General features: G+C 47.0%; 18 protein-coding genes. 4 read left to right on the top strand and 14 right to left on the bottom strand.

All coding sequences use genetic code 11. The features are described 5' to 3' along the window. Nucleotides 1-342: 342 nt before the first annotated feature. Complete coding sequence (locus ACJJIP_RS05875) at nucleotides 343-2,427, bottom strand: neutral/alkaline ceramidase (RefSeq protein WP_444946397.1); 2,085 nt, start codon at nucleotides 2,425-2,427, stop codon at nucleotides 343-345. 695 nt (nucleotides 2,428-3,122) lie between these two features. On the opposite strand from ACJJIP_RS05875, the gene ACJJIP_RS05870 reads away from it, so the two are divergent. Then, nucleotides 3,123-6,200, top strand: coding sequence for a cellulose binding domain-containing protein (locus ACJJIP_RS05870; RefSeq protein WP_444946396.1), 3,078 nt, complete (start codon nucleotides 3,123-3,125; stop codon nucleotides 6,198-6,200). Nucleotides 6,201-6,310: 110 nt separating this feature from the next. Here the strand turns inward: ACJJIP_RS05870 and ACJJIP_RS05865 are convergent, their stop codons facing one another. Then, a complete protein-coding gene (locus tag ACJJIP_RS05865) occupies nucleotides 6,311-6,703 on the bottom strand; it encodes a nuclear transport factor 2 family protein (protein ID WP_444946395.1) in 393 nt (130 codons plus the stop codon). A 49-nt stretch (nucleotides 6,704-6,752) separates the two neighbouring features. Beyond that, complete coding sequence (pcaB, locus tag ACJJIP_RS05860) at nucleotides 6,753-8,102, bottom strand: 3-carboxy-cis,cis-muconate cycloisomerase (RefSeq protein WP_444946394.1); 1,350 nt, start codon at nucleotides 8,100-8,102, stop codon at nucleotides 6,753-6,755. Between the two features lie 1,129 nt (nucleotides 8,103-9,231). Here pcaB and ACJJIP_RS05855 point away from each other — a divergent pair. From ACJJIP_RS05855 to ACJJIP_RS05845, 3 genes are read left to right on the top strand one after another with little or no spacing between them, the layout of a single operon-like run. Continuing rightward, nucleotides 9,232-10,053, top strand: coding sequence for an iron-containing redox enzyme family protein (locus tag ACJJIP_RS05855; RefSeq protein WP_444946393.1), 822 nt, complete (start codon nucleotides 9,232-9,234; stop codon nucleotides 10,051-10,053). Continuing rightward, nucleotides 10,031-10,801, top strand: coding sequence for a class I SAM-dependent methyltransferase (locus ACJJIP_RS05850; RefSeq protein WP_444946392.1), 771 nt, complete (start codon nucleotides 10,031-10,033; stop codon nucleotides 10,799-10,801). Before ACJJIP_RS05855 ends, ACJJIP_RS05850 begins: the two co-directional genes overlap by 23 nt. Further along, on the top strand, nucleotides 10,794-11,729 hold the full coding sequence (locus ACJJIP_RS05845) for a TauD/TfdA family dioxygenase (protein ID WP_444946391.1): 936 nt from the start codon (nucleotides 10,794-10,796) through the stop codon (nucleotides 11,727-11,729). The genes ACJJIP_RS05850 and ACJJIP_RS05845 overlap by 8 nt, the downstream gene beginning before the upstream one ends. A gap of 98 nt (nucleotides 11,730-11,827) precedes the next feature. On the opposite strand, the gene ACJJIP_RS05840 is transcribed toward ACJJIP_RS05845, so the two are convergent. The 11 genes from ACJJIP_RS05840 to cysM all read right to left on the bottom strand — a co-directional run bounded on the left by ACJJIP_RS05840 (nucleotide 11,828) and on the right by cysM (nucleotide 24,108). Continuing rightward, on the bottom strand, nucleotides 11,828-12,130 hold the full coding sequence (locus tag ACJJIP_RS05840; protein ID WP_444946390.1) for a hypothetical protein: 303 nt from the start codon (nucleotides 12,128-12,130) through the stop codon (nucleotides 11,828-11,830). Between the two features lie 512 nt (nucleotides 12,131-12,642). Further along, nucleotides 12,643-13,791 carry a tRNA-queuosine alpha-mannosyltransferase domain-containing protein gene (locus ACJJIP_RS05835; protein WP_353376574.1) on the bottom strand — a complete coding sequence of 383 codons (1,149 nt, stop codon included), beginning with the start codon at nucleotides 13,789-13,791 and terminating at the stop codon, nucleotides 12,643-12,645. Between the two features lie 83 nt (nucleotides 13,792-13,874). After that, nucleotides 13,875-14,756 carry an NAD(P)-dependent oxidoreductase gene (locus tag ACJJIP_RS05830; RefSeq protein WP_282952894.1) on the bottom strand — a complete coding sequence of 294 codons (882 nt, stop codon included), beginning with the start codon at nucleotides 14,754-14,756 and terminating at the stop codon, nucleotides 13,875-13,877. Nucleotides 14,757-14,761: 5 nt separating this feature from the next. After that, nucleotides 14,762-15,559: an undecaprenyl-diphosphate phosphatase gene (locus tag ACJJIP_RS05825; protein WP_020413446.1), complete on the bottom strand. Its 798-nt coding sequence runs from the start codon at nucleotides 15,557-15,559 to the stop codon at nucleotides 14,762-14,764. A gap of 3 nt (nucleotides 15,560-15,562) precedes the next feature. Continuing rightward, complete coding sequence (gene tsaB, locus ACJJIP_RS05820) at nucleotides 15,563-16,267, bottom strand: tRNA (adenosine(37)-N6)-threonylcarbamoyltransferase complex dimerization subunit type 1 TsaB (protein WP_353376573.1); 705 nt, start codon at nucleotides 16,265-16,267, stop codon at nucleotides 15,563-15,565. Nucleotides 16,268-16,447: 180 nt separating this feature from the next. Further along, on the bottom strand, nucleotides 16,448-17,245 hold the full coding sequence (locus ACJJIP_RS05815) for a hypothetical protein (RefSeq protein ID WP_020413448.1): 798 nt from the start codon (nucleotides 17,243-17,245) through the stop codon (nucleotides 16,448-16,450). A gap of 266 nt (nucleotides 17,246-17,511) precedes the next feature. Next, nucleotides 17,512-18,510, bottom strand: a complete 999-nt coding sequence (gene hemH, locus ACJJIP_RS05810; protein WP_020413450.1) for a ferrochelatase — start codon at nucleotides 18,508-18,510, stop codon at nucleotides 17,512-17,514. Between the two features lie 172 nt (nucleotides 18,511-18,682). Then, nucleotides 18,683-19,336: an adenylate kinase gene (adk, locus tag ACJJIP_RS05805; RefSeq protein ID WP_020413451.1), complete on the bottom strand. Its 654-nt coding sequence runs from the start codon at nucleotides 19,334-19,336 to the stop codon at nucleotides 18,683-18,685. Between the two features lie 146 nt (nucleotides 19,337-19,482). Then, a complete protein-coding gene (gene mazG, locus ACJJIP_RS05800) occupies nucleotides 19,483-20,310 on the bottom strand; it encodes a nucleoside triphosphate pyrophosphohydrolase (protein WP_020413452.1) in 828 nt (275 codons plus the stop codon). A gap of 14 nt (nucleotides 20,311-20,324) precedes the next feature. After that, nucleotides 20,325-22,571: a GTP diphosphokinase gene (gene relA, locus ACJJIP_RS05795; protein WP_020413453.1), complete on the bottom strand. Its 2,247-nt coding sequence runs from the start codon at nucleotides 22,569-22,571 to the stop codon at nucleotides 20,325-20,327. Nucleotides 22,572-23,217: 646 nt separating this feature from the next. Beyond that, the gene (cysM, locus tag ACJJIP_RS05790; RefSeq protein ID WP_282952889.1) at nucleotides 23,218-24,108 is read right to left on the bottom strand and encodes a cysteine synthase CysM; all 891 of its coding nucleotides are present in this window, start codon (nucleotides 24,106-24,108) and stop codon (nucleotides 23,218-23,220) included. Nucleotides 24,109-24,226 lie beyond the last annotated feature (118 nt).

Below are 24,226 nucleotides of genomic sequence, written 5' to 3'. Positions count from 1 at the left end.
AAGCCTGCTTTTCGGCAAGCACTGCATCTGCAAATAACCCCAACCCATACATTGCGAATAGCAAGAACAGCTAGTTATTCATATATCAGTAAAGTAAAAAACTTTCCCTATATTGCGTATTACCAGGCGGACTACATGTGTTTTAGAGAATGGAGAAATCGCGATTATACTGATGGAAAAGCGGAAAATGAATTACATAGTAGAAGCAGAATAAAAAGAAGAACAAGCAACTTATAATGGCACACAAATATAGTATATTTAGGGCATTTATAGAAAATATGGCATTACCTAGATGTCGATATCACAGTTTCGGTAATGCCATCTAATTGGTGCAGGAATCTGCTAATTAGCTACAGTAAAGTTGCTTGAGGTGCCACTATAGCTGGAAATTTTTCCTGTCCACCCACTCTTCCAGTTTCCGTAATGCTTAATACGATATGTGCCAGCTGGAGTATTTTCACCAATTGTCCACTGCCCTTCAGCAAAGGAACAAGCCAGACAATCTATAGCGGTATCCCTGGTCCAGATAAAACGGGTATCCAAATCATTATCCGTAAGATAGGTTTCCCAGCTACCATTCACTTTTCGCTGAATCTCAATAAACGTGCCGCCAGTCCTGAAATTATTGCGAGGATGTCCAGAGCGAAAAGAGGCGCTCACCATGTCTCCGGCAGAGTAGCTGTTACCGACATCATTCCAGACTTGCCCAAAAGATTCCCAAAGACGCTTATCATCATAAACCACCCCGATAACATGAATCACCTGGTCATTAGATAAATCTGCAGGTGTTGGGCCTGCATCGACTTCCAGATTATTGTTCATGGCATAGGCCATCTCCGTGTAGATTTGCTGGTAAGCTGCAAGGGTGTTGGGGCCAAAGATAGTATGGCCACCCTCATAGTGCTGCATATCAAATTCTTCGTGTGTAGTCACGTAACCGCTATAGGCATTCGCCAGACCGGCAATCACCACCGTAGAGATTCCATTACCCTGCATAGCTGAGAGCACCTGCTCTTCCAAACGGCGCCCCGCCATAGTAGTCATCTCACTGGGCGCAGCAACCAGGGCAAGGGAGCCGATTCGAAACATCTGAAATGGTAAATAGGGTGTGTACAGCTCTTGCCCCACCACTTTACGCTCTACAAAGGTTGGCTTTGGATATTGGCAGGGATCATCCTGAGTCTCGTTGAAAACAGCCACCACAGAAAAAGCGTTCATCAATCCAAATATCGGGAATCCATCAATTACAGATTCAAACAGGCTTTCGCTGCGATCCCATTCTGTACCCTCATTATCTACAGACATACCTTCGAAGATACCGTCAATTCCACTGGGGCCATCCCAGGTAGAACCCGCTGTAAAGGACCAGCCAACCGCGCCTTCACATATATCCTGCTGTCCTACTCCAGTGTACTGTCCCGCCACTGTGTAGCCTGGGAAGTAGATGATTTGATGACGATAGTCCAGTTCCCCTGTCAACTTGTTAGCTGCTGACTCATATAGTGACTGCGCTTTGGAAAACTGCTTTTCTGCAGCCAGCTCTAAACTCGCATATTCACTAGTACCGCAGCCATCTCTGGGGCCACACACATTAGGAGAGGCATCACCCAGGTTGCTGTTGGCAAAAGCCGCCACGAAACCATCTGAGGTATTGGGCTGGCCAGCAGCCCAGGTTTCAAATAGGTAACTGGCCGCACCTTTATGGTCGCTACTCAACTGGCGTTGTTCGGTTCCGAGGGAAACATTGTGCACAGCAAACCAATTGATAATCCCCATTGCCTCATTATCCGATCCCACCAATTTGAGCTGACTCATGGTTTTATTAGTATCGTATTGGTAATTACTAATATCGGAATTTTGTGCGTAAGGTTCTGGGTTGCGATTAACACTGGTATTGAGCAGGGTACCCTGATCGAGATAAATATCGCCTTCCTTCAGGCTGTTATTCGCTGAGACAATAGACTGGTAAATACCCTCCACAATCGCGCTATAATTATCTCCTGCGTAACCCAATGCACTCATATTCAACATTACATAGTGATCGTAACCACCAGGCCCCACATGAGTATGAGTTGCTGTGAGCATGACATTCTCATCAGTGAACCTATTATTGCCATACTTACTTTTAAGTTTGGCGATTACACCCTGTTTAACGCCCTGGGGAATGCCCTGCAGATCCGCAGAGACAAATACTAGGCGCCGACTATTCTGTGGATTCGCGATAATAAACGCGCGGGACCACAAACGGGTGTGAATTCCCTTTGTTGTTTGCCCTGTCTCACCATAGCCAACCATACCAACATCGGCGGCTGGGCCCGTAATATCGTATTTACCAGTACCCAGCAACCAGTCCGCACCGAATGCAAGAGGGGTAGCGCCTACTAGCCCCAAGAGCACCACACAAATCTTGATTATTATTTTATTCATTTTTTCTCCAAATAATTTGCTATAGCGATGCCTATACATAGCATGAGCCATGGAAAGAAGGCTGACCTTACTTGCAAAAATTATTCTGATAACGCAGTGAAAGAAACTGGCTCGATAGCCAGCTTTACGAAGTACAACTACATGACTGTACTTTTATTATTTCTATTATTTCTTCCTGATAGAGACAAACCTATACAGTGAATAGAGCTTAGACAGGTATGACAATATTCTTCCTTGATTCGCACCTTTTTATTAAGTTAATACTTTGGCACGCGGGTTCCATGATACTTCATTTACGCTATCCACAGGTTTGCAATAACTCCCAACAGACCAAAAGCCAGGGTAATTCGCAATGCCAGATCTGCAATTAGGATTTATTAAATATAGATATCATTCATAGACCGAGGTCGATGTAATTTCCACTTACTTTGAGAGGATCATCGGAGATGACCAGAACGTTTTTAGTTTAGCTTTGATGAATTTATGACTATTCCAACAAAAACGCGCACCAATTTGGAGCGCAATCAGGAACTACCCGAGATGCCTCTAGCTTCCGATAAATTTTGAAGCACTCACGAGCCGACAGAAGATGTGAATCAATAGTCATTTATTCAGCATAACTCCTTTAAACGAAACTTTATCGCCAGGAAGGAGCCTTAGCTGTTGGTACAAATTTAATAATTAGTGGTTTCTTGATGCATATCCGACTCATCAAAGCAAGCATGGTCCCTTTACTTTTATTAGGGCTTTCTGGTCAGGCGCTCGCAGCTACAAGCTGCGACGTGAACCTGGTTGTTCAGAGCCAGTGGAATACCGGTTACATGGCCGCTGTAGTCGTTCGAAATACTGGCAATGAACCCATCAATGGCTGGTCAGTCGACTGGCAGTGGCCCGCAGACCAAGTCATCGATCACTCCTGGAATGCCAAGATTAGTCAAAGCGGCAATATCGTTACCGCGGAGGGAACTGGCGATTTTGCCACCATACCAACAGGCGAGGCGCGGTCCTTTGGGTTTAATATCTCCTACTCTGGGGGCAAGCAGATCCCATCCAAGATAAATGCCAGCTGTAATAAGCAAGCATCTTCGCCCCCAACACCTACTGAACCGCCAACAAGCACTCCACTATCCCCAATTGAGCGCTACAACTACATTCTCGGTACCCAGACAATCAGTCCCAAGTACAGTTTTACCGGAGAAGGCTCCCTTGTGGAGTCTGCCAAGGCCATTCATGCAATGGGCTCGAATTTTCTTAAGATTGCCCTCTCCACGGGCCTGTATGATGAACTACGAGGCAAAGGGCTGGACTACCAATTCAAACGCATGCTTGAAGAAGTGCCCGCTTATCGTGAGGTCCTGGAAATGGATTTTTCCCACTATATGTTTTGGGTGGAAGATTCAGGCTCCTGGATGGACAACAAGGGCATGTCCAAAGATGAACTAACCTGGCAGTACGATAAAATTTATGCCCTGGCTGAATACCTGCTAACGCAATATAACGGATCTGGTAAAACCTTTATGATCGGCCACTGGGAAGGGGATTGGAACCTGGTGCAAAAGGCAGACGGAACCCGTGATGACAACCAGGAAAAAATCGACCCCATACGTATCCAGGGATTAATCGACTGGCTCAATATTCGTCAGAAGGCCATAGATGATGCTAAAGCCAATGTAGCCCACTCCGATGTCAACCTGTATCACTATGTTGAAGTCAATAGGGTTGAATCAGCAATGCAGGGGAAGGAGCGTATTACCAATGCCGTACTGCCCCACACTAATGTGGATCTGGTGTCTTACTCAGCTTATGACCTGACTACCAAGGAAAGACACTCAGACTTCGCCACCTTACATACCGAGTTAACCAAAGCTTTAGATTTCATTAATTCAAAGCTTCCCACCAAGGCAGGCTTGCCATTTGAAAAACGAGTATTTATTGGCGAGTACGGATACGGTGAATCCTGGTTCAAAGACTGGGGCACCCGCTCCGGAGAAGCACAGGATATGCTCTCGCGCAATGTGATTAAAACTTCATTGGAGTGGGGGACTCCTTTTATCTTGTATTGGCAGATGTATGGTAATGAGTATGACAGCTGGGCTAATGAGTTTGTCGGCTACTGGCTGATCGACAACGAGGGGAACAAAAAACAGATTTACCAAACACACCAAGAGTTCTATCGGGACGCCAAACAATACCTGATCGATTTTCAGGCAAAGCAGGGTATCCTACCTACAGAGCAAGAGTTCCGCGCCTACGCACTTAAGTGGTTTGAGTCCACTAAATCCCCAACAACACCGCCAACTCCAGCACCAGACACAACACCTGCACCAAGCCCGGAACCTGCCCCCCCACTGTCATCCTCTGGCCAGTGTACTGTGGAATACACTGTCCAAAATGACTGGGGCAATGGCTTTATGGCTAATGTGGTTATCCGCAACACTGGAAATACCCCCATTGAGAAATGGCAGGTACAGTGGCAATGGCCAGGTAACCAAAAAGTGGCCCATCACTGGAATGCTCTGATAAGCGAAAATAGCGGTACAGTGACTGCCAGCGGCCAGGACACTATTCCTCCAGGCGAGGCTCGGGCATTTGGTTTTAATGGTGAGTACACGGGTGAAAATATTCAGCCAAACCTGACCACTAGCTGCCAGTCCAATAGCGTAACAGAACCCTCTCCGCCAAGTACCCCTATACCTACAGAACCAGAGCCCCAGCCCACTGAGCCGTCCAATCCCAATAAAGGCAATGCCAACAGCATAAAACTCTGGCTTATTGGGGACTCGATCACCTATGGCATGACAACACTACCCTTCAACTCCAATGGCTTCCGCTCCCAAATTTGGCAACATCTCTTCGATGCCTCCAATGGCAAATCCAGTTTCCCGCTTACCGCAAGTGAGAGCAATGGCTCCCTCCAAATTCTCTACAGTGGCAAGCCCATACACACTATCGGAACTGTAAATGGTCCAACTGGCCCAGAGGACTTGGCACAACAAAGCAGGAATTACTGGCATTCGGGAATCCCAGGAGCCACCACAAGCGATATGCTCTGCTTCCTAAACCCTACAGGTCATCAAGTTCCATCTGGCTATAATTTTGCCAACTGCGCTCAATCCATTGCTAACTTCAATTCGGTAGCTACCGAAATGTGCCGGGAAGGCAGTAACAGTGCCGGATGGCTAGGTAACCAAGCCTGCCAGCTGAGTCAAAGCCTCTCCGACACAGATGCCGTTGTGATACCTATCCAACTGGGAACCAACGACATTACTTTCTTAAATATGAATGGCGCCACCAATTGTAGTGCCGCACCTGATATAGGAAGTATCACAGCCAGTCGACTGGAGCAGGTTGTTGCCGGCATATTGTCACCAGCAAATATTACGGATAACTCTACTCTGGTGGGTAAAATATATAGTCACCTTTCTTCATTAGGCATAGCCGATAAAAATATTGCCTTTGTAATCTCGATGATTCCTCGCCGAAGTAATATTGACGGGCAAGACCCCCAAAATTACTGCACCGATTACTACAATGCCCAGATTAAAAATGCGGTAGAAAATGCCAGAGCTTCTTTTAATATGTTCCTGGCAGATCAGGGCAAAATAATCCCTACTGGTGACTCGGTACATCCCACTACAGCAGGTCACAAGGTCATGGCCTGCAACCTGCTGTATGGTTATAGCTATGGGCATTCTGAGAGCTTCAACTGCCCAATACCAGACAGTACTCCAACTTCTGGCTTAGTGAAAGCACTAGAAAGCGTCATTCACTAGTTATACTACGATTAAATAAAGAGTTAGTTGTATAAAAAGACAGGATGGCGGCATGGCACATAAATTTGTGCCATGCCTCTAGACAGAAAAATCTAACCCATAAGAATTTCTCAATTAAAATCACTCTTAACTGGAGCAGTATCATAAATGATAGCTACGGAAGAGAATCCACTTAGGTCAGTAGCAAGGTCAAAAATATCAACCGTGTTAATAGTAGCTGGCTCCTTGCCTTTTATAGTACGCGTATAAGTCATATAAATAGCAACCTGATTTGGATTCATCACTCCCTGCATAATATTTTTTAACTCCAAGTGACGTTCTTCTGTTGCCTGAGTGACATAGGAGTAAAAATCATCAACCTGGCACTCCCCAAATATCGGAGAATAAACCCTCGCACCTTCTGTAAAAACAGCCTTCAAAGCCTCCAAATCACCTTGCTCCAAAGCCGATAAATACTTAAGACATAATCTCTGTATAGCTTCAGAGCGAATTAAATTTTTCATAACTCAAGAAACCCCAGCCTGAAGAGATTTACCATTCAAATAAACATCTTTACCGCTCCTTCCCGGCCAGGGTTTGATCAACCATCTCACCACACAATCCTAAGTAGTTCTTGGGATCCAATAATTCATCCACCTCACTGGAACTGAGATTTGCAGATATTTCCGGGTTTTGTTTCAATAACTCGGCAAATGACTGCCCGCTTTCCACCGCATTACAACAGATCTGATATACCAGGTCATGGGCTTTCTCGCGTCCAATCTTAGGACCCAACCCCATCATAACTGCCTCAGAGGAAACCTGGCCTCCAGTCAGTTTTAGGTTTCGCATCATATTTTCCGGGTGCACTTTAAGTCCACTTAAAGCAAAGCGCGCTTGTGCCAAGGCTGCAGCCGACAGGCAAAATATTTCAGGAAGTACCACCCACTCAATTTCCCAGGTACCCGTAGCTCGCTCATGATCCTCTTCCATAGCATTGAGCAGAGCTGCCACCTGCTGCCTGATAATCGGCACAATGCCACTGATATAGACTGAAGAGACAGGGTTATGTTTTTGTGGCATCGTACTGGAAGCTCCTCGCCCGGACGTAAATGGCTCTGAAACCTCACCCACTTCTGTCTGCGCCATTAATTTAATATCGAGAGCGATCTTCCCCAGCGTGCCAGTGATCAACCCCAGCAGACAGGCTACCTCAGTGATTCTATCTCGCATGGTATGCCAGGCAATACATGGCTTCCCTAGCTTAAGCTCCTCCATAATCCCCACCTGTACCGCCAATCCCTGGCTCCCTAACGAGGCCAGATTTCCCGCTGCGCCACCAAACTCCCCAACCAGTGCACGTTTTTTAATTTCTTCTAAGCGCTGCTGGTGTCGATGGAAACCAGCCAGCCATACAGCCGCTTTATAACCAAAAGTTATTGGTACAGCCTGTTGCAAATTACTTCTCGCCACCATCGGCGTATCCCGATACCCTTTCGCCAATTTAGCTAATGCAATTGAGATTGCTCCCACATCAGTTTCTATCAATTCCAATGCTGCACGAATCTGTAAAACGGTAGCTGTATCAGTAATATCCTGGGTTGTAGTTCCCCAGTGGCACCATTGCCCCAGCCCTTTATCGCATAGTGCTACCAGCTGTTGTACAACCCCAAAAACGGGATAACCAATCAACTCTGTCTGTGCCTTTAAGCGTACGAAATCAATCTCATCGGCGTTGCAGTGGCTGCAAATCTCTTTCGCCGCCTCCTCGGGGATGATCCCCAATCGCGCTTGAACTTTTGCCAGGGCCGCCTCGACATCCAGGTAGTACTGAACTCTCTGTTTATCTGAAAAAATATCTCGCATTGCCTGCGTGCTGAAAAGATCACAGAAAACTACTGAGTCAATAAGAGTTGCTGCCACGATTCACCTCTAAAAACCAAGGCAAAGCTTGCAGGTCCTTTGAATTCGCCCGGGCTGGTAGTGCAATGAGATTGCTAATAAGCGAGACTAGCGGTACAAACAGTCATTTCTCAAAGAAGAATAGACAATAGCATTCGGGGCTTAATGAGCTATTAGTTAGTAGCTATTTCCTTCTAGGTCAACTTAATTGATAGAGAATGCAGGTATCCTTTACTCGGCCCCTGGTCAGATGACTGAGCGTCCCATATAAAAAGTACCAATTACATCTACATCAGTGAACATTTGCGGTAGCTAAGTATGCCAATTTTTTTCTTACATACAATCTCTCGCCCCACCCTAGCCAGTAACTCAATCCTCAAAAGCCATTTAGTTAACAGAGAATTTTCTTTCCAATTACTGCCTCGTTAGCAGTCTCTACTCTGAAATCACACCACCTACTTATCGACATAAAATCATGATACTGCCAAGAAAATCCAAATGGTACCAACCATATAAATAGTAAAGAAAACCTTAAATCACAAAATCTCCACTAACCTTCTAAGCAAAAACATCCTTCCAGTACCACTCAAACTTATGCTTTTTTACTCATACTGGGACTCAATTTAAGCTCCAAGCTCCAATCACAAATAAATAACCCTTGAATTGATTTATATCAATTTATACTTCGATTCGGCTTTACAACAATAAGAGCACAAAAAAATTCAACACCAAATAAATCCTTCAACCCTACGCCACACACATAAACAAAATATAGAAGCTGACAAAAAGAAATTTAAATTTTCTTGAATTAAAAGCAATTACAAATAAATGGAAAAGAGAAACACAAGAGGCGAAAGCCCATAAATTTCAATATATCAGAAAATAAATACCTACAAGTAGGTATAGCCACACACCCCGCAGCCAAAAACTAATTAAATTTTCTCAAGAAAACAGAGGCAACAAACAACCAGCATCCGTGAATAATAATCATTATATTGCTAGAAAAAATTTTACTCCGTATACTCAAAATCCGTTTACTGGTCGAGCAACCATTAAACGCTATTCACACAGGATGTTCGTTAGCAAACTGAAATAATTACTTGTTACGGTTGCCAACTTTCGGCTCAACAGATGGAATTTAAGGCTTCAGATGAATAATCATAAAAGAGCCTGGCTAGAGCAACTCTCTGAAGAAGCGCTAAAGCACAGGGCTATCAACCACCCATATCTCAAACAATTCAGCAGTGCATCCCTTCCAAACTTTCGCTATGCGGTCGCGGATTTTGCTCAACAGTACGGGGTTTATTCATCCCGTTTTGTAAACTTGCTCACTGCTGTGATTTCCAGATTGACTACCCCGAAGCACCGGAACATTCTTCTGGAAAATCTCGCAGAAGAGTCTGGACACTATGAAGAAAAAGAGCTTATAGAGCTGGAGACTCACGGGATCAGTGCAAGCTGGGTCCGGAACATCCCACACGCACAGCTGTTTGAGAGCTTCAGAAAAAGGGCGTTACGCGGAACACCAGAAATAGGAATTTCCGATGATCCTGCTATATGGTATGACATGCTCTCCGGAGTATTGCTTTATGGCTCTACTGAAGAAGCTATCGGGGCTTTAGGATTAGGTACAGAGCATATCGTCAGCTCTATTTATCCTTTCATTGAAAAAGGCTTAAAAAGCCTACCCGAATTTCAGCCGGAGGATTATTGCTTCTTCTCTGTTCATACACTCATTGATGATGACCATGCAGAAAGCTTAAACCAAATCGCATTGGATTTTGCCAATACCGAGGAGGGCCGCAAGCGTCTTCGTCACGGAGTGCTTAAAGCCTTGAACTTAAGGGCCGCCTTCTGGGATGGCATGTTGGAACGTGCAATTAGGGGTCCGCAAAAGCCTCTCGAAAATCTAAATAATTATACTCAACAAGCATCTGGAGTGGCTCAGGATGAACCAGCCCTTATCAACTGAAACAATCTATAACGCCCAAGCAGGCAACTGGTTGCGATCTGAGAAGGTCCTTTTAAGTGACTTTACTGCAAGACCTCAAGTGCTTGAGGAGTTAGGAGATATTGCTGGGCAAGACATTCTGGACTTTGGATGTGGCGAAGGTTACGTCTCACGTATGATTCTGGAAAATGGTGCTCGTTCGATATTTGGCATCGATTCTTCTGCGGAGATGATCAGTCAAGCACAGGCAATGGCAGCAGAGCTCGAACTATCCACTGCCAGTTATACGGCTGCTAATGCTGTGACTTTTGACCAATTCCCACAAAAGAGCTTCGACAAGGCCATTGCTGTATTTCTTTTTAATTATCTCACGATTGAAGAGATGACTCAGGTCATGACAAAGGTTAGATCACTGTTAGCCTCCACCGGGACCTTTGTTTTTACCGTGCCCCACCCTTGCCTACCATTTATGCGTGAAGAAACACCACCGTTTTACTTTGAGCATGGAGATAAAAGCTATCTCGATGGCATCAATCAAACTTTCGAAGGAAAAATCTGGCGCAGAGATGGAATTCCAGTATCTGTGCGTTGTGTACACAAAACCTTTTCACATTACTTCGAAGCACTCAAAGCAGCCGGGTTTAATCTTTTGCCGCAGGTGAATGAGCTTGCGGTAACAGACGAACACCTGGCATTGGACCCTGAATTCTTTGGCCCTCTGAAAGGTTACCCTCTGCATGTTTTATTTAAGGTACAAGTAAATGATTGAACTGGCTCCCAGAGAAGAGGTGTGCGCTCAAGCGTGGAAGGCTGCAGAAATAGCCTCAAAATCCAACTGGAAGTTTGCTTGGCCTTCCGGCTGGCAAGAGGAAGTAAAAGCTCTTCAAGATTGGGCTTCCAATCAGGATCATCCTGTTGAATCCTTGAGAGCCGGCTCAGTACCAACCCCACAGTTTGATCAACTTGCCCAACAGATCAAGCAAGAAATTGCACACGGAAGCGGTATAACCTGGATTCAGGGGATTGATGGCTTCGATCAAGATACACTCAATCTTTTGTTCTTAAATATCAGCCTGGCAATGGGGCAAACTATTGATACCTATGGCAGGTTGTACGGTATCCTGGATACAGGTCGAAGCTATAAAGATGAAGCAATTCCGGTATCACAAACTAATGCAGCTACCGGGGTACATACAGACAGCTCGCAACGTACAATCCAGCCCAATATTCTCGGCTTGTGCTGTATCACCCCTGCGATAAAAGGTGGAAAATCCAAAGTGGTCTCCGCAGCACAGGTCCACGAAGCCCTAAGAGAAAGAGAACCTGGCAAGCTCGCTCTACTCTATGATAACTATATACGCGATCTTGTCACCCCAGGCAGCGACAAGAACCTACAGAATATCCTTAACAATCACTTCCCCATTTTCAGCTACGAAAAGGGTAAGTTATCAATTCGCTATATGCGCTACTGGATTGAAAAAGGTCACCAGCGGGTCGATCAACCGCTAACCAAGGAGGTATTGCAGGCTTTAGACATGCTCGACGGGGAGCTAAACAATGAAGAAAACGTTGTCAGCTTCTATATGAACTCAGGAGACATGATATTTATCGACAACACTCGGATTCTTCACGATCGGGATGAGTTTGTTGACACATCCGAGCAAAAACGCGTTTACACTAGAGTATGGATAAATTGAGCCTTTATTAAATCACACCAATTAAATCCTTAACTGAAAATAAAGCCGAAAGGATAATTAGCATAAACTCTCTTTTCGGCTTTTAAGAATAAAAACCATCAACGCCCTTGTGATTGCCCCGTTACGACTGTTTTTCTTAGCTTATTAACATTTCTGGCCGTTTCCACTGAATCACCTGCCCACTCCTCTGCTGTCATGCAGACCTTCTTTTTGAATCTCGATCCCGTCCCTTCGCGATACTTACACACTAGTTCACTCTTTGGTTCCTCCTGTTTATCGAGGTTAGAGGCCAATTCTTCAACTTGATCGTCTTGATCAGACCCCGGCCTATTTGATACGGATGTACAACCAATAGCTAGCACCGAAAATAGAACTGCCAGGGCCAAAAAATACTTACTCATGATATATCCTTATCAATTTCCATATGAAATCCGCAGCTAAAGAATATAACATTGATATAAAAACAAGGAAAAGCTTCGATGACTTGATCTACTTGCAAGACAGCAAGATATAACACTTCTCTCTGCGCGCCTTACAATGGACAAAGAATAAAAAGGCACCATGATTTCCGCATCAAGTCAAAGCGTAAATTATTCTGCTAATATGAGCATATTCGTGGCAGCATACCACGCACGCGGCCTTCTCAGAGTGAGGGGGGATACTGCTGACTTATGGAATAATACCAAAACCTCTATCTATTGCCATCTCTATTCTGTGGAGTATAAAAGTCAAGACTAGTGAGGGCCCATAAGCTATAGGGCTGCTAGCAGTATTTTTCAAGCCAGGGAGCGGCTGGCCGATCCCAGATCCAGGCCTACTGATATGAACTTTAGATACCTAAAAAAGCGTTATACAACCCCACTAAAGTCGCTTAGTCGGTGAAGTTTTTCAGTAGGTTTGGCTAATAATACTTTTATTTACAATAGCCGACTGTATCGGAGATACATCTGCTCAGAGCACAAAAATATTTATCTTTATAGCTTTCCCATGAAATATTATGAAAGTCCAATTTTACTAACGTTTCCGCACATTGAACTCTTTTGGCCATAGATTCAAGCTTTGTAACTGCATTCCTCACCCCCAAGTAACGCAATTGCTCAGGATAAAACTCCGGGTAACACTGCTCATCCGGCACTAATGGCGTGCAGCCCATCGCTGCGGCCTCCATTACCGCTAGCCCCTGAAACTCGTGGTAAGCGGTAGATAGAAATACATGGCTACCACGTAAGGTTTGCCGGTAGAGATGTTCGCTTTCCACATACCCCACCACCAAAAGATTTTGGCAGAATTCCTGCTTAATCTGCTTAAACTCTTCCGGGCTGTTACGAAACGACTGGCCCATCAAGTTGAGCAAGAACTTTACCTTTTTCTCTTTTAGGACCTGAAGAATCTGCAGTAGACGATCGGCGCCCTTGTCATACTCCCAGCGGGCAGCCCAACTGATGATCAATGTATCCTCGGTTACCTCTCCCTGATAACCCTGTCCCCACCGGTGATCCCAACAAAAATTTGTTTGTGCGCTTTTTTTGACAAAGAGCGCATCTTCCAAGGGTACAGGCAAGACCTTAGATTTGTTTTGTACTTCCTCGCAAATTCCTGTAGGTACACAATCGGGAAAACGCTTGAGTAATGTAACAGCTCCCTCAATTAAAGTGCGACGATTAAATTCTGAATTAAAAAGAACTAGGTCCCCAGCCAATGCGGTATAAATATTTAGTAATTGAGGCTCAATAGATTGGTACGCATCTGTACTCACCGGATAAGCAAATTGATTCTCATGAAAATAAACAACAGTGGGAATCCCAGCCAGCTCTGGCACTAAACCGCGTAAGGCACTGAGATCCGTCATTGAAGTTGTAATAACAAGATCCCAATCCTGCTTGAGGACTTGCGCAGCCTCCCCTCTGGCCCAGGTCAGGCTATTTCCACGAATGCGCCAACTGAAATATCGTGGGGGCAGGGTAAGGACTGTCCACTGCCATTCGGGAAAAGCGGCAACCAGCCCCTTACGCCAGCGCTTGTGGCTGTCCGCATCATAGGCCGAGAGCAATAGAACTTTCATCGAGAGTTAAACAATATAAATTAGGAATGCAGGGTTGGAAATAACTGCATCCAACCCCGAGAGCAGCTTTCAAGTAGAGAGTATCAATCGAAAGAACGCACATTCATCAGTCGCGCAAACAGGCTGGAAGTATCCCAGCGGGCACCACCGATTGCCTGCACTTCGCTGTAGAACTGATCCACCAATGCAGTGACTGGCAGCAATGCACCATTACGCTGAGCTTCCTGAAGGACAATAGCCAGATCCTTACGCATCCAATCTACTGCGAAGCCGTGGTCATACTCGCCAGCCAGCATTGTCTGGGAGCGGTTTTCCATTTGCCAGCTCTGCGCGGCACCTTTGGAAATTACATCCACTACTTGCTCCGCATCCAGCCCGGATGCCTTGGCAAAATGCAGGCCTTCAGCAAGTCCCTGGACTACTCCGGCGATGCAGATTTGATTGACCATTTTGCACAGTTGGCCGCTACCTACCGGGCCCAATAAGGTTACCGCTCTGGCGAAAGTTTCAATTAACGGATTAACTCGCTGAAAATCGGCTTTATCTCCGCCAACCATAACAGTCAACGCCCCATTTTCAGCGCCTGCCTGGCCACCAGAAACCGGGGCGTCAAGAAAGCCTATCCCCTTGTCACTGCCAATGGCTGCCAGCTCCCGAGCAACATCCGCCGAAGCAGTAGTGTGATCTACGAATAAGCTACCTTTCTCCATAGTGGAAAAAGCACCTTGCTCTCCAACCACTACCTGACGTAGGTCGTTATCATTACCCACGCAGGCGAAGACGACTTCCGCACCTTTAGCCGCTTCAGCCGGGGATGGGAAGCTTTCCCCTTTGTATTCCTCCAACCACTTTTTTGCTCGATTAGCGGTGCGGTTGTATACCCTTACATGATGACCAGCTTTTGATAAATACCCAGCCATCGGGTAGCCCATCACCCCCAAGCCAATAAACGCTACAGTTGCCATATTACCTACCCCCATATCATCCAAATCAGGACCGCACCCAGTATCAGGCGATAAATTGCAAAAGGTGCCATACCGATACGACTAATAAACTGCAGAAAAAAGTGAATACATAAGTAAGCACTAATAAACGACAACACAGCACCCAGCAGAATATCGCCCCAGGGCACAGTTTCCAGTGAAAGCAAGTCGTATGTCAGTAACAGCGCCGGCAGTGCAATTGCTGGTATCGACAAGAGAAAAGAAAAGCGTGCGGCAGCCTCTCGTTTCATTCCTAGCATTAACCCCGCTGTCATGGTTATACCTGAGCGGGAAGTACCAGGAATCAGTGCTAATACTTGAGCCAAGCCAATCAGCAATGCCTTTTTCCAATTGAGTTGAGCCAATGTTTGTGTGCGCACCCCACGCACATCCGCCCACCAGAGAAGAATGCCGAAGCCAATTGTGGTCGTGGCAATAACAGCTGCTGAGCGAAGATTGGCTTCGATAAAGTCTTTGAAAATCAGCCCAACCAAACCTACCGGAATAGTCGCCAATACAATCAACCAGGCAAGTCTGCCCTCATCGGTAAAGTCCCCGCTGGCTAACCCTCCAAGCCCATCCCGGATCAGCGCCCAAATATCTTTACGAAAATAAGAAACAACCGCTATCAACGAACCAAAATGCACAGCGACATCAAATGCAAGTCCCTGGTCCTGCCAGCCCAATACCTCGGCAGGTAAGATTAAGTGCGCTGAACTAGAGATAGGCAAGAATTCAGTAAGCCCTTGGATCAAGGCCAAGACAACAATTTGAAATATTTCCATGGGTTACTTCTTAGATCGGATTTTTTGTCGTTTCTGCCAGGTGACCTCATTGCGAAGATACACAGGCTCTAATTCTTGTGCGGTCACCACCTTACCAGACAGGTATAGTGGCACAGCCAGCTGGGCAACCTCCCTCGCATGTATCAGGGTATCCAAGTCAACCCCACCCATGTGCGCCATGCGCAGAGCCTTATAATGCCAACCAGGTCCAGCACCATAAATAGGGGGCGATATGTGGGACTCTTTTAATGACATCAGCACTTGCTCAGGGTGCTGTACCGCCTCAGGCACCTGGCTTTGATGTGGTTCGCTAGCAGTGTAAATACCCCAATATACCTGCTGCATCCTCGCATCCAACATGGGCACTATTGAAGCTTCACCCCACTCAGGATGCGCTCGCCTGGCCCCTAGGGCCAAAGCAGCTAAACTGGACACCGGAACCACCGGCTTATCCGCTGCAAAGGCCAGCCCTTGCACACTACTGATAGCAATGCGCAGGCCGGTAAATGAGCCTGGCCCTCGACTAACTGCAAAAGCATCCAGCCCCGCCAAAGTCAGCTCCATTTCAGCCAACACTTCATCCACCATCGGCAACAGCCTACGGGTATGGTCCCGCTCAGCCTGAACAAAACGCTCAGAAATCTGGCCATTGCTGTAGAGCGCTACAGAGCAAGAACCAGAAGTCGTATCCAGGGCAAGAATCTTCACAACAATCTCAGACCAGGTAACTCAAAGAGAGGGATTGTGGCATGGTCGCAAGGGGGAGTCATGTAAATTAACAAAGAGCCAAAAACTACAGGGTACCTTCAATAGAAAACCCCGGACGGAGCCGGGGTCTGAGATAGCTGTTTAGGCCCAGCTATAAAGTAGGGTTTAAGTGAACTCGGGCTATGCCGCTTTCTTTGGCGGACGGCCGCGACGGGCAGCACCCGCTTTAGGCGGACGGCCCCGGCGGGCAGGTGCTTTCTTAGCTGTTGCAGCTGTAGCCTTTTTGGGACGCCCTACTCTCTTGGCCGGCTTGGCCGCGGTAGTAGCTTTCTTTGGGCGCCCTACACGCTTGGCCGTCTTGGCTGCAGTGGCTTTCTTAGGCCGACCTGCTTTTTTCGCAGAAGTCGCTTTCTTGGCGACCGCCTTTTTGGCTTTTTGTGCTTCCGCCTTCAGCTTGGCAGCGGCTTTCTTCTCAAACTCTTTGGCTTTGGCTGCGGCTTTCTTCGCCGCAGCCTTTACCTTAGCCTCTGCCTTCTTCTCCGCAGCCTTGATCTTCTTGGCGTGGGCCTTATCGCGAGTCTTTTTCCAACGCGCTTCAAACGCCTTTAACGCGGCAGCCAGATCTTTATCCGCCTTGGCAGACAGGCTATCAGCCAGAGTGGAAACCTTTTCTTTGGCCGCAGCCTCTGCTAGACGCACAGCATCCATAGCCTTGGCTTTGGCGAGATTCATCTTAGCCATTGCCAGCTTGGCGCGTAATTCCTTTGCCTTGCTATTGGCAGTAGCCAATGATGTTTTTGCTGCTGCAGAATTACTTTTTTGGGCCCGTGCTTTTGCTTTCGCAACACGATCTAATTGCCCATCAAGTGATTTACTCGCCGCATCAACCGCCTTTTGCGCTTTCGCGACTACTGGCGACGCTGCAGTCGAACCAGTTGCCTTCTTTGCACGCGTACTCTTTTTTACTACTCTTGCCATCCCTTGTCTCCTCACTGAAAAGAAGAAGTACATCCAAAAGTGTGCCGGCAGCATTGCCTGTTTGCTATCGAATAAAAACTGCAACGGGCTGTTTTTATCACTTATGCAGAGCGCCGCACCGCCAATTTCGATACAACTTTATCAAAGTTAATAAAAATATCCGGCATTGCAAGTAAAAAAGCGAAAAATGAGAAATTTTTCAGCAAAAAAGTATGTTTTTCTTATCAAATTTCTCCTAAACGGCTTTTTCAGGCCGCTGATAGAAATTATTTTGGCCCAAACAACTTTTCTTCAATGATCGCGGCAAGCGCTTCGATATGATCTTCACGCAAATTTAGAGCAGGAATATAACGATATTCACTGCCTCCAGCATTGATAAAATTAGCGCGATTCTCTACCGAAATTTCTTCCAGAGTCTCCAAGCAGTCTGCTGAAAATGCCGGACAAATAACATCAACACTCTTTACTCCGCCCTTACCCCACTCAATCAGCGTTTTATCGGTATAGGGTTGCAACCATTCAGCCTTACCAAACCTTGACTGGAAAGTGACTTGCCACTGCTCTTGTTCAATTTGTAATTCTTCTGCCAGAAGTCGGGCAGTTTCAGTGCAATGTCGATAATAGGGATCCCCTTTATCAACATTTGCTTTTGGAATTCCGTGAAATGACAGCAGTAACTTTTCTGCCTGCCCTTGAGCCTGCCAATGCTCGCTGACTGAGTTCGCAAGGGATTTAATATAGAGGGGGTGGTGGTAATAATCCCGAATCAATGAAATATCCGGAATATCACGACTTTTGCGAAAAATTTGCGCCACTTGATCGTAAATTGCGGCAGTGGTCGTAGCTGAATACTGTGGATATAGCGGTAAAACAGTGAAAGTTTCACACCCTTTTTTGCGCAAATCACCAATCACATTGTCTAACTGCGGCTCTCCATAAGTCATCGCATACTCGACCACCAGATCATGGCCATTATCACGCAGATACCCCTGCAACAGCTCGGCCTGACGACGCGTATAGTAAAGAAGTGGCGAACCTTCAACTGCAGCACCATCAGCACTGCAATTCCAAATCTCTTTATAGGCGGGCGCAATGCGCTTGGGGCGAAATGGCAAAATGAAGCCATTCAGTATCGCAAGCCACAGTGGACGAGGAATTTCCACTACCCGGGGATCGGAAAGGAATTCCTTCAAGAAACTTCTCACCGCTGGCGCAGTTGGCTGTGCAGGAGTGCCCAAATTCATCAAAATTATCGCACTGGACATAGAGGGGCCTGTCTGAAAAACAAATTTGCCAAGAAAAACTGCCGGCAATGTTAATGACTGAAGAAATAACTACAAGAGAAAAGGCTTTCCTAAATACCAGCAAAGGAGCTGTCGGGAAGAAATGAAAAAGCCCCCAGGTGGGGGCCTTTTAGAGTAACTGTCACTGAAGCAATCAGCTCAGAGCTTCAAAAACCTTCTCACGTATATCATCCATACTGCCCACTCCCATTACTTTTGAATACTTGGGAGCAGCCTCGGGAGAGCGGCTTTCCAGCTCGCGGTAGAAACCAACCAGAGGAGCAGTCTGCTCATGGTAAACAGCCAGACGCTTGCGCACAGTTTCTTCAGTGTCATCACTGCGCTGTATGAGTGTCTCACCAGTCACATCATCCAGTCCTTCACTCTTGGGCGGGTTATAGACAATGTGATATACACGGCCAGATCCTTCATGCACACGGCGACCAGATAGGCGCTTAACGATTTCCTCATCGTCAACAGCGATTTCCAGTACATGATCGATATGGATATCTGCATCCAACAGGGCCTGCGCCTGAGGAATAGTGCGAGGGAAACCGTCAAACAGGAATCCATTTGTGCAGTCTGACTGGGCGATACGCTCCTTTACCAGGGCAATAATCAGGTCATCAGAGACCAGCTTGCCGGCTTCCATAATATCTTTCGCCTGCAAGCCGAGAGGTGTGCCTGCCTTCACCGCTGCACGAAGCATATCGCCGGTGGAGATCTGCGGAATGCCGAACTTCTCTGTTATGAATTGTGCCTGAGTGCCTTTGCCGGCTCCCGGCGCCCCCAAGAGAATAATTCGCATGTTCAGTTAGCCTCCAAAACTGTCGACGCACCAATAGAGCCGCCGTGCCAAAAGAGCGCTACCTTACACGCAGACCCCAAATTGGGCAAGATTGCTGCTAATGCGAGGCTAATCCCGCAAGATATCGCCCCCCTTTCGAGAGAGAATCATTGAGCAGAGCCCGGTTTCTCCTCCGCCTTGGCTCTATCCCAAAGCTGATCCAGCTCCTCAAGGTTAGCGTCAGCTGGTCTACGCCCCTGAGCCTTCAGGACTGCCTCTACACTTCCAAAGCGTCGCTCAAACTTTCGATTGCAGTGACGTAGTGATGCTTCCGGGTCTTCTTTCAAGTGACGAGCAGCATTTACACAGGAAAACAGTAAATCGCCAAGCTCCTCCCTGGCATGCTCACGATCTCCAGTTTCAACAGCCTCGCGTAGCTCTGCAACTTCTTCCTCGATCTTGTCCAGCACGCCACTAATATTCGGCCAATCAAAACCCACTTGGGACGCACGCTTCTGTAATTTGGCCGCACGCGTCAATGCTGGTAGCCCTACCGTAACACCGGCTAGAACTCCAGACTCGCCTTTGGCATTACGCTCTTCAGTTTTTATCGCTTCCCAGTTCTGCTTTACCTGGGCTTCATCCACAGAACCAGAGTCATTGTCCCCATAGAGTTCTCCACTGGGAAAAACATGCGGATGACGGCGTACCAGCTTGCGCACCAGAGTATCGACTATACGTGAAAAATCGAAATAGCCCTGCTCACAACCAAGCTGTGAGTAGAAAATCACCTGAAATAACAGATCACCGAGCTCTTCATGGAGGTGTTCGTAGTCCTCAATTTCAATGGCCTCAGCTACTTCGTAGGCCTCTTCGACCGTAGAAGGAACTATGCTGGCAAAAGTCTGCTTCAAATCCCAAGGGCAGCCACCGTCCGGGTTACGCAGCTGGGCCATCAGGTGAAGCAGGTCCTCCACCTTGTATTTATCTTGCACCTACCCCCCCTTATTCAGCGCAACATGCGTCTCTTCGCCAACGCTACATTAGGCAGGCGATTAATGCGATGCAGCACGTAACTCAATTCTTCAAAGTTGTGAATTTCAGCAGTCAGCACCATTTCAACGGTGTGCTTATGCTTATTGGAATGAGTCTGCATAGCCGTGACATTAATTTTCTGACTATCCAGCATGGCGGTGACATCTCGTAGCAGACCAAGGCGGTCATAAGCCTCAATAATGATTTCTACCGCGTAGAGTTCACGCGGCTTTTCCGCCCAGTTTACTTGCAGAACGCGCTCTGACTCCTCCGCCTGCATCCGTAACATATTGGCGCAGTCCTTGCGGTGAATGGAAACCCCGCGCCCGAGGGTGATATACCCCATAATTTCGTCACCGGGCACCGGGTTACAGCAACCGGCAATATGAGTGAGTAAATTACCTACTCCATCAATATAAACATCTGTCTTACCCTCACCACGCGCGACCGATGCGGTAAGAGATGGCACGCGCTCAGCATAATCAACTTTGACCATACGTTGGGCGGTATTTAATACCTGCCCTACACCGATATCACCCGCGCCTACCGCTGCATAGAGGTCATCCAGCGAGTGCATGTTCAGTTTCGCTGCTAGCTTCTCAAAGTCAAAGTCACTCAGGGCCAGTTGTTTAAACTCGCCATCAAGTATGCTGCGGCCATCGGCAATATTCTGGTCACGTGCCTGCTGTTTAAACCAGTGAATAATCTTGGCACGGGCACGCGAGGTAGTGATATAGCCCATCCCCGAGGACAGCCAATCACGACTCGGTGCCTCACGTTTACTGGTCAGGATTTCTACCTGGTTGGCAGTCTGCAATTCGTGGTTTAGAGGGACAATCCGCCCGTCCACTTTTGCTCCACGGCAGCGATGACCAATTTCAGTATGGATTTTATAAGCAAAATCCAGCGGCGTAGCCCCACGGGGCAAATCCACCACATGGCCATCCGGGGTGAACACATAAATACGTGAGTCCCCTTCGCCGGTCTGCAGATCGTCCTGCAGAGGGTTGCCTCCCACCTCTTCGTGCCAGTCGAGCACTTGGCGCAGCCAGGAAATCTTCTGCTCATAGCTATCCTTGCTCTCACTTTTCAGGTCAGTACCCTTATAGCGCCAATGGGCGCAGACACCATATTCGGCTTCCTCATGCATAGCAAAAGTACGAATCTGGACTTCCAGCACCTTGCGCTCTGGGCCAATAACCGCTGTATGCAGAGAGCGATAGCCGTTCTCCTTGGGAGAGGCAATATAATCATCAAATTCATTGGGGATATTGCGCCATAGGTTATGCACTATACCCAATACCGCATAGCAATCTCGCACTGTAGGTACAAGGATACGTACAGCGCGGATATCATAAACTTGGGAAAAGCCAATATTCTTGCGGCGCATCTTACGCCAGATACTGTAGATATGCTTTGCACGGCCGTAGACATCTCCCTCAATGTCTGCCTTAGCCAACTCTTTGCGCAGAAGCTCCAACACCTCATCAATATACTTCTGGCGCGCCAGCCGCTTTTCATCCAGCAAGCGGGCAATCTGCTTGTAATCGTTTGGCTCCAGGTAGCGAAAAGAGAGGTCTTCCAATTCCCATTTGATATGACCAATACCCAACCGATGGGCAAGCGGCGCATAGATATCAGCCACCTCCCGCGCCACTCGAGTACGCTTTGCCTGTTCTACATTCTTCGCTGCACGAATTGCACAGGTTCGCTCCGCGAGCTTGATCAGAGCGACTCGAACATCATCCACCAGAGCTACCAACATGCGGCGGATATTTTCAGAGTGCTCTTCTACAGCACCACTTTTACGTTCATCTCCTGTATCTGCGCTGCGACTGCGAATTGCCGCCATTCGCAACACCCCTCGGATCAGCTTGGCTACTGTCGAACCAAACTCTTCCTCGACACTTTTAATTGGCATGCGCTTTTCACGCACAGCCCGATAAAGAACAGCTGCGACCAGAGCTTCTGAATCAATTTGCAGATCCGCCAGAATCTCTGCCATTTCCAGGCCAGTAGCAAAACTACTTGCGCCTTCCGCCCATATGTTTTCCGCTTCAATAGCCCGCTGTTCCGCTTCCGCGCTCACTTCAGCGGCGCGGCGCAGTTTTACTATCGCAGCGCCATCCAGACCCGCCAATTTCTGTACATGACGAAGCCAAGACTCCAGGTCGAGTTCGCTCTCACCTCCGAAGGAATGATGTTTTCTGACTTGAACCATGTCTTACCGGACCGAAACAGGTATTTGGAAACTTACTGGCACTCCCCACCCAACTACGAAACTGCAGTGCCAGGTAAATAAAGTGTGTATAGCCCTTAAAGGAGCGCTTCTATCATAGGTTTGAACACACTAAAGTCCACGATTTTCTTTATATTTTTCAACAAGCTGCGCGAAATTCAGCATTCTTTCGCAGCAGCTTGTCAAACTTGACAAGAGAATAGCTGCGAATACAACCAGCCCTCTGGCTGGACAGTCACATAAAATACTTGTAAAGAAATGCCCACGTGTAAAAGTAAAAGCCGACCCACAGTACAAACCATTTGCAATAAAATTTTGTTTTGTAGATTTTCAAAAACCAGCATTAACTAAGAAATGGCCCTTCGAAAAGTTTCTGCCAAAAGATTAAACACTCAACAAATGCCCCCAGACAGCCTAAAATGGCTTCATCTAAAAAAGTCCAGCAAGTGAGGAATTACTCAGTTAAAAAAATTGGGAATGCAACCAAGGAGGTAAAACCGAATTTACTAAAAAGGAGTAAATTTTATTTTGTGAGAAAAATTAATTGGGAAAAAAGGAAAAATATACGCGTAATGTTTGCTGAGGAACAGCTAGGCTGGCAATAAGGTCTCACCAGCCTGAAAAAAATTTACTGGTTAAACAGTCCTGAGGATAAATAGCGATCTCCTCGATCACAAATAATGGCAACGATAATAGCGTTTTCCACCTGGGTGGAAAGTCGCAGCGCACCAGCTACAGCGCCACCCGAGGAGACACCACAGAAAATACCCTCCTCTCGCGCCAACCTCCGTGTCATATCTTCAGCTTCACTCTGATCCATATCGATGACCAGATCCACTTCTTCAGGGACAAAAATCTTTGGCAGATAAGCTTGAGGCCAACGGCGAATACCGGGAATACTGGACCCATCGGTTGGTTGCAACCCAACAATCTGGATCTCCGGATTTTGCTCTTTCAAAAAACGACCACACCCCATAATGGTGCCGGTTGTTCCCATAGACGAAACAAAATGTGTTATTTCTCCTCCTGTCTGCTGCCAAATTTCTGGGCCTGTGCCCTCGTAATGGGCTAGAGGGTTATCAGTATTGGCAAACTGATTTAGTACCAGCCCCATACCGTCACTCTGCATTTTTAGCGCCAAATCACGTGCGCCCTCCATGCCCTGTTCCGCGCTGACCAGGATCAATTCCGCTCCGTAGGCAGTCATGGATGCCTTGCGCTCGGCTGTAGCACTGTCAGGCATAATCAGGATCATACGGTAGCCTTTTATAGCTGCCGCCATCGCCAGGGCAATGCCGGTATTGCCGCTGGTTGCTTCGATCAGGGTATCACCAGGCTTGATCTGTCCCTTGGCTTCAGCCCGGTTAATCATGGAAAGTGCCGGACGGTCTTTGACAGAACCAGCAGGATTATTCCCTTCCAGCTTAAGCAAAATCGTATTGCTGGTATCACCAGGCAGGCGCTGTAATTTAACCAGTGGAGTATTGCCTACACAGTCAGCAATTGTGGGGTAATCCATAGTGCATTCAGTTCCAGACAGATATTGCGGCCGGACAGTTTACCTGAACGCCTACACATCGCTAAATACCAACTCTGTATGTGGACTATATAGTCGGGTTATTACGAAATGACACTCT

Source organism: Microbulbifer variabilis (assembly GCF_052467165.1).
The sequence above is the reverse complement of the archived record's forward strand: the minus strand, read 5'-3'. Positions and strand labels throughout refer to the sequence as shown.

Coding starts and splice junctions, on each gene's coding strand:
- ACJJIP_RS05875 (WP_444946397.1), bottom strand. CDS start 2,427: ATGAATAAAATAATAATCAAGATTTGTGTGGTGCTCTTGGGGCTAGTA.
- ACJJIP_RS05870 (WP_444946396.1), top strand. CDS start 3,123: ATGCATATCCGACTCATCAAAGCAAGCATGGTCCCTTTACTTTTATTA.
- ACJJIP_RS05865 (WP_444946395.1), bottom strand. CDS start 6,703: ATGAAAAATTTAATTCGCTCTGAAGCTATACAGAGATTATGTCTTAAG.
- ACJJIP_RS05855 (WP_444946393.1), top strand. CDS start 9,232: ATGAATAATCATAAAAGAGCCTGGCTAGAGCAACTCTCTGAAGAAGCG.
- ACJJIP_RS05850 (WP_444946392.1), top strand. CDS start 10,031: ATGAACCAGCCCTTATCAACTGAAACAATCTATAACGCCCAAGCAGGC.
- ACJJIP_RS05845 (WP_444946391.1), top strand. CDS start 10,794: ATGATTGAACTGGCTCCCAGAGAAGAGGTGTGCGCTCAAGCGTGGAAG.
- ACJJIP_RS05840 (WP_444946390.1), bottom strand. CDS start 12,130: ATGAGTAAGTATTTTTTGGCCCTGGCAGTTCTATTTTCGGTGCTAGCT.
- ACJJIP_RS05835 (WP_353376574.1), bottom strand. CDS start 13,791: ATGAAAGTTCTATTGCTCTCGGCCTATGATGCGGACAGCCACAAGCGC.
- ACJJIP_RS05830 (WP_282952894.1), bottom strand. CDS start 14,756: ATGGCAACTGTAGCGTTTATTGGCTTGGGGGTGATGGGCTACCCGATG.
- ACJJIP_RS05825 (WP_020413446.1), bottom strand. CDS start 15,559: ATGGAAATATTTCAAATTGTTGTCTTGGCCTTGATCCAAGGGCTTACT.
- ACJJIP_RS05815 (WP_020413448.1), bottom strand. CDS start 17,245: ATGGCAAGAGTAGTAAAAAAGAGTACGCGTGCAAAGAAGGCAACTGGT.
- hemH (WP_020413450.1), bottom strand. CDS start 18,510: ATGTCCAGTGCGATAATTTTGATGAATTTGGGCACTCCTGCACAGCCA.
- adk (WP_020413451.1), bottom strand. CDS start 19,336: ATGCGAATTATTCTCTTGGGGGCGCCGGGAGCCGGCAAAGGCACTCAG.
- relA (WP_020413453.1), bottom strand. CDS start 22,571: ATGGTTCAAGTCAGAAAACATCATTCCTTCGGAGGTGAGAGCGAACTC.
- cysM (WP_282952889.1), bottom strand. CDS start 24,108: ATGGATTACCCCACAATTGCTGACTGTGTAGGCAATACTCCACTGGTT.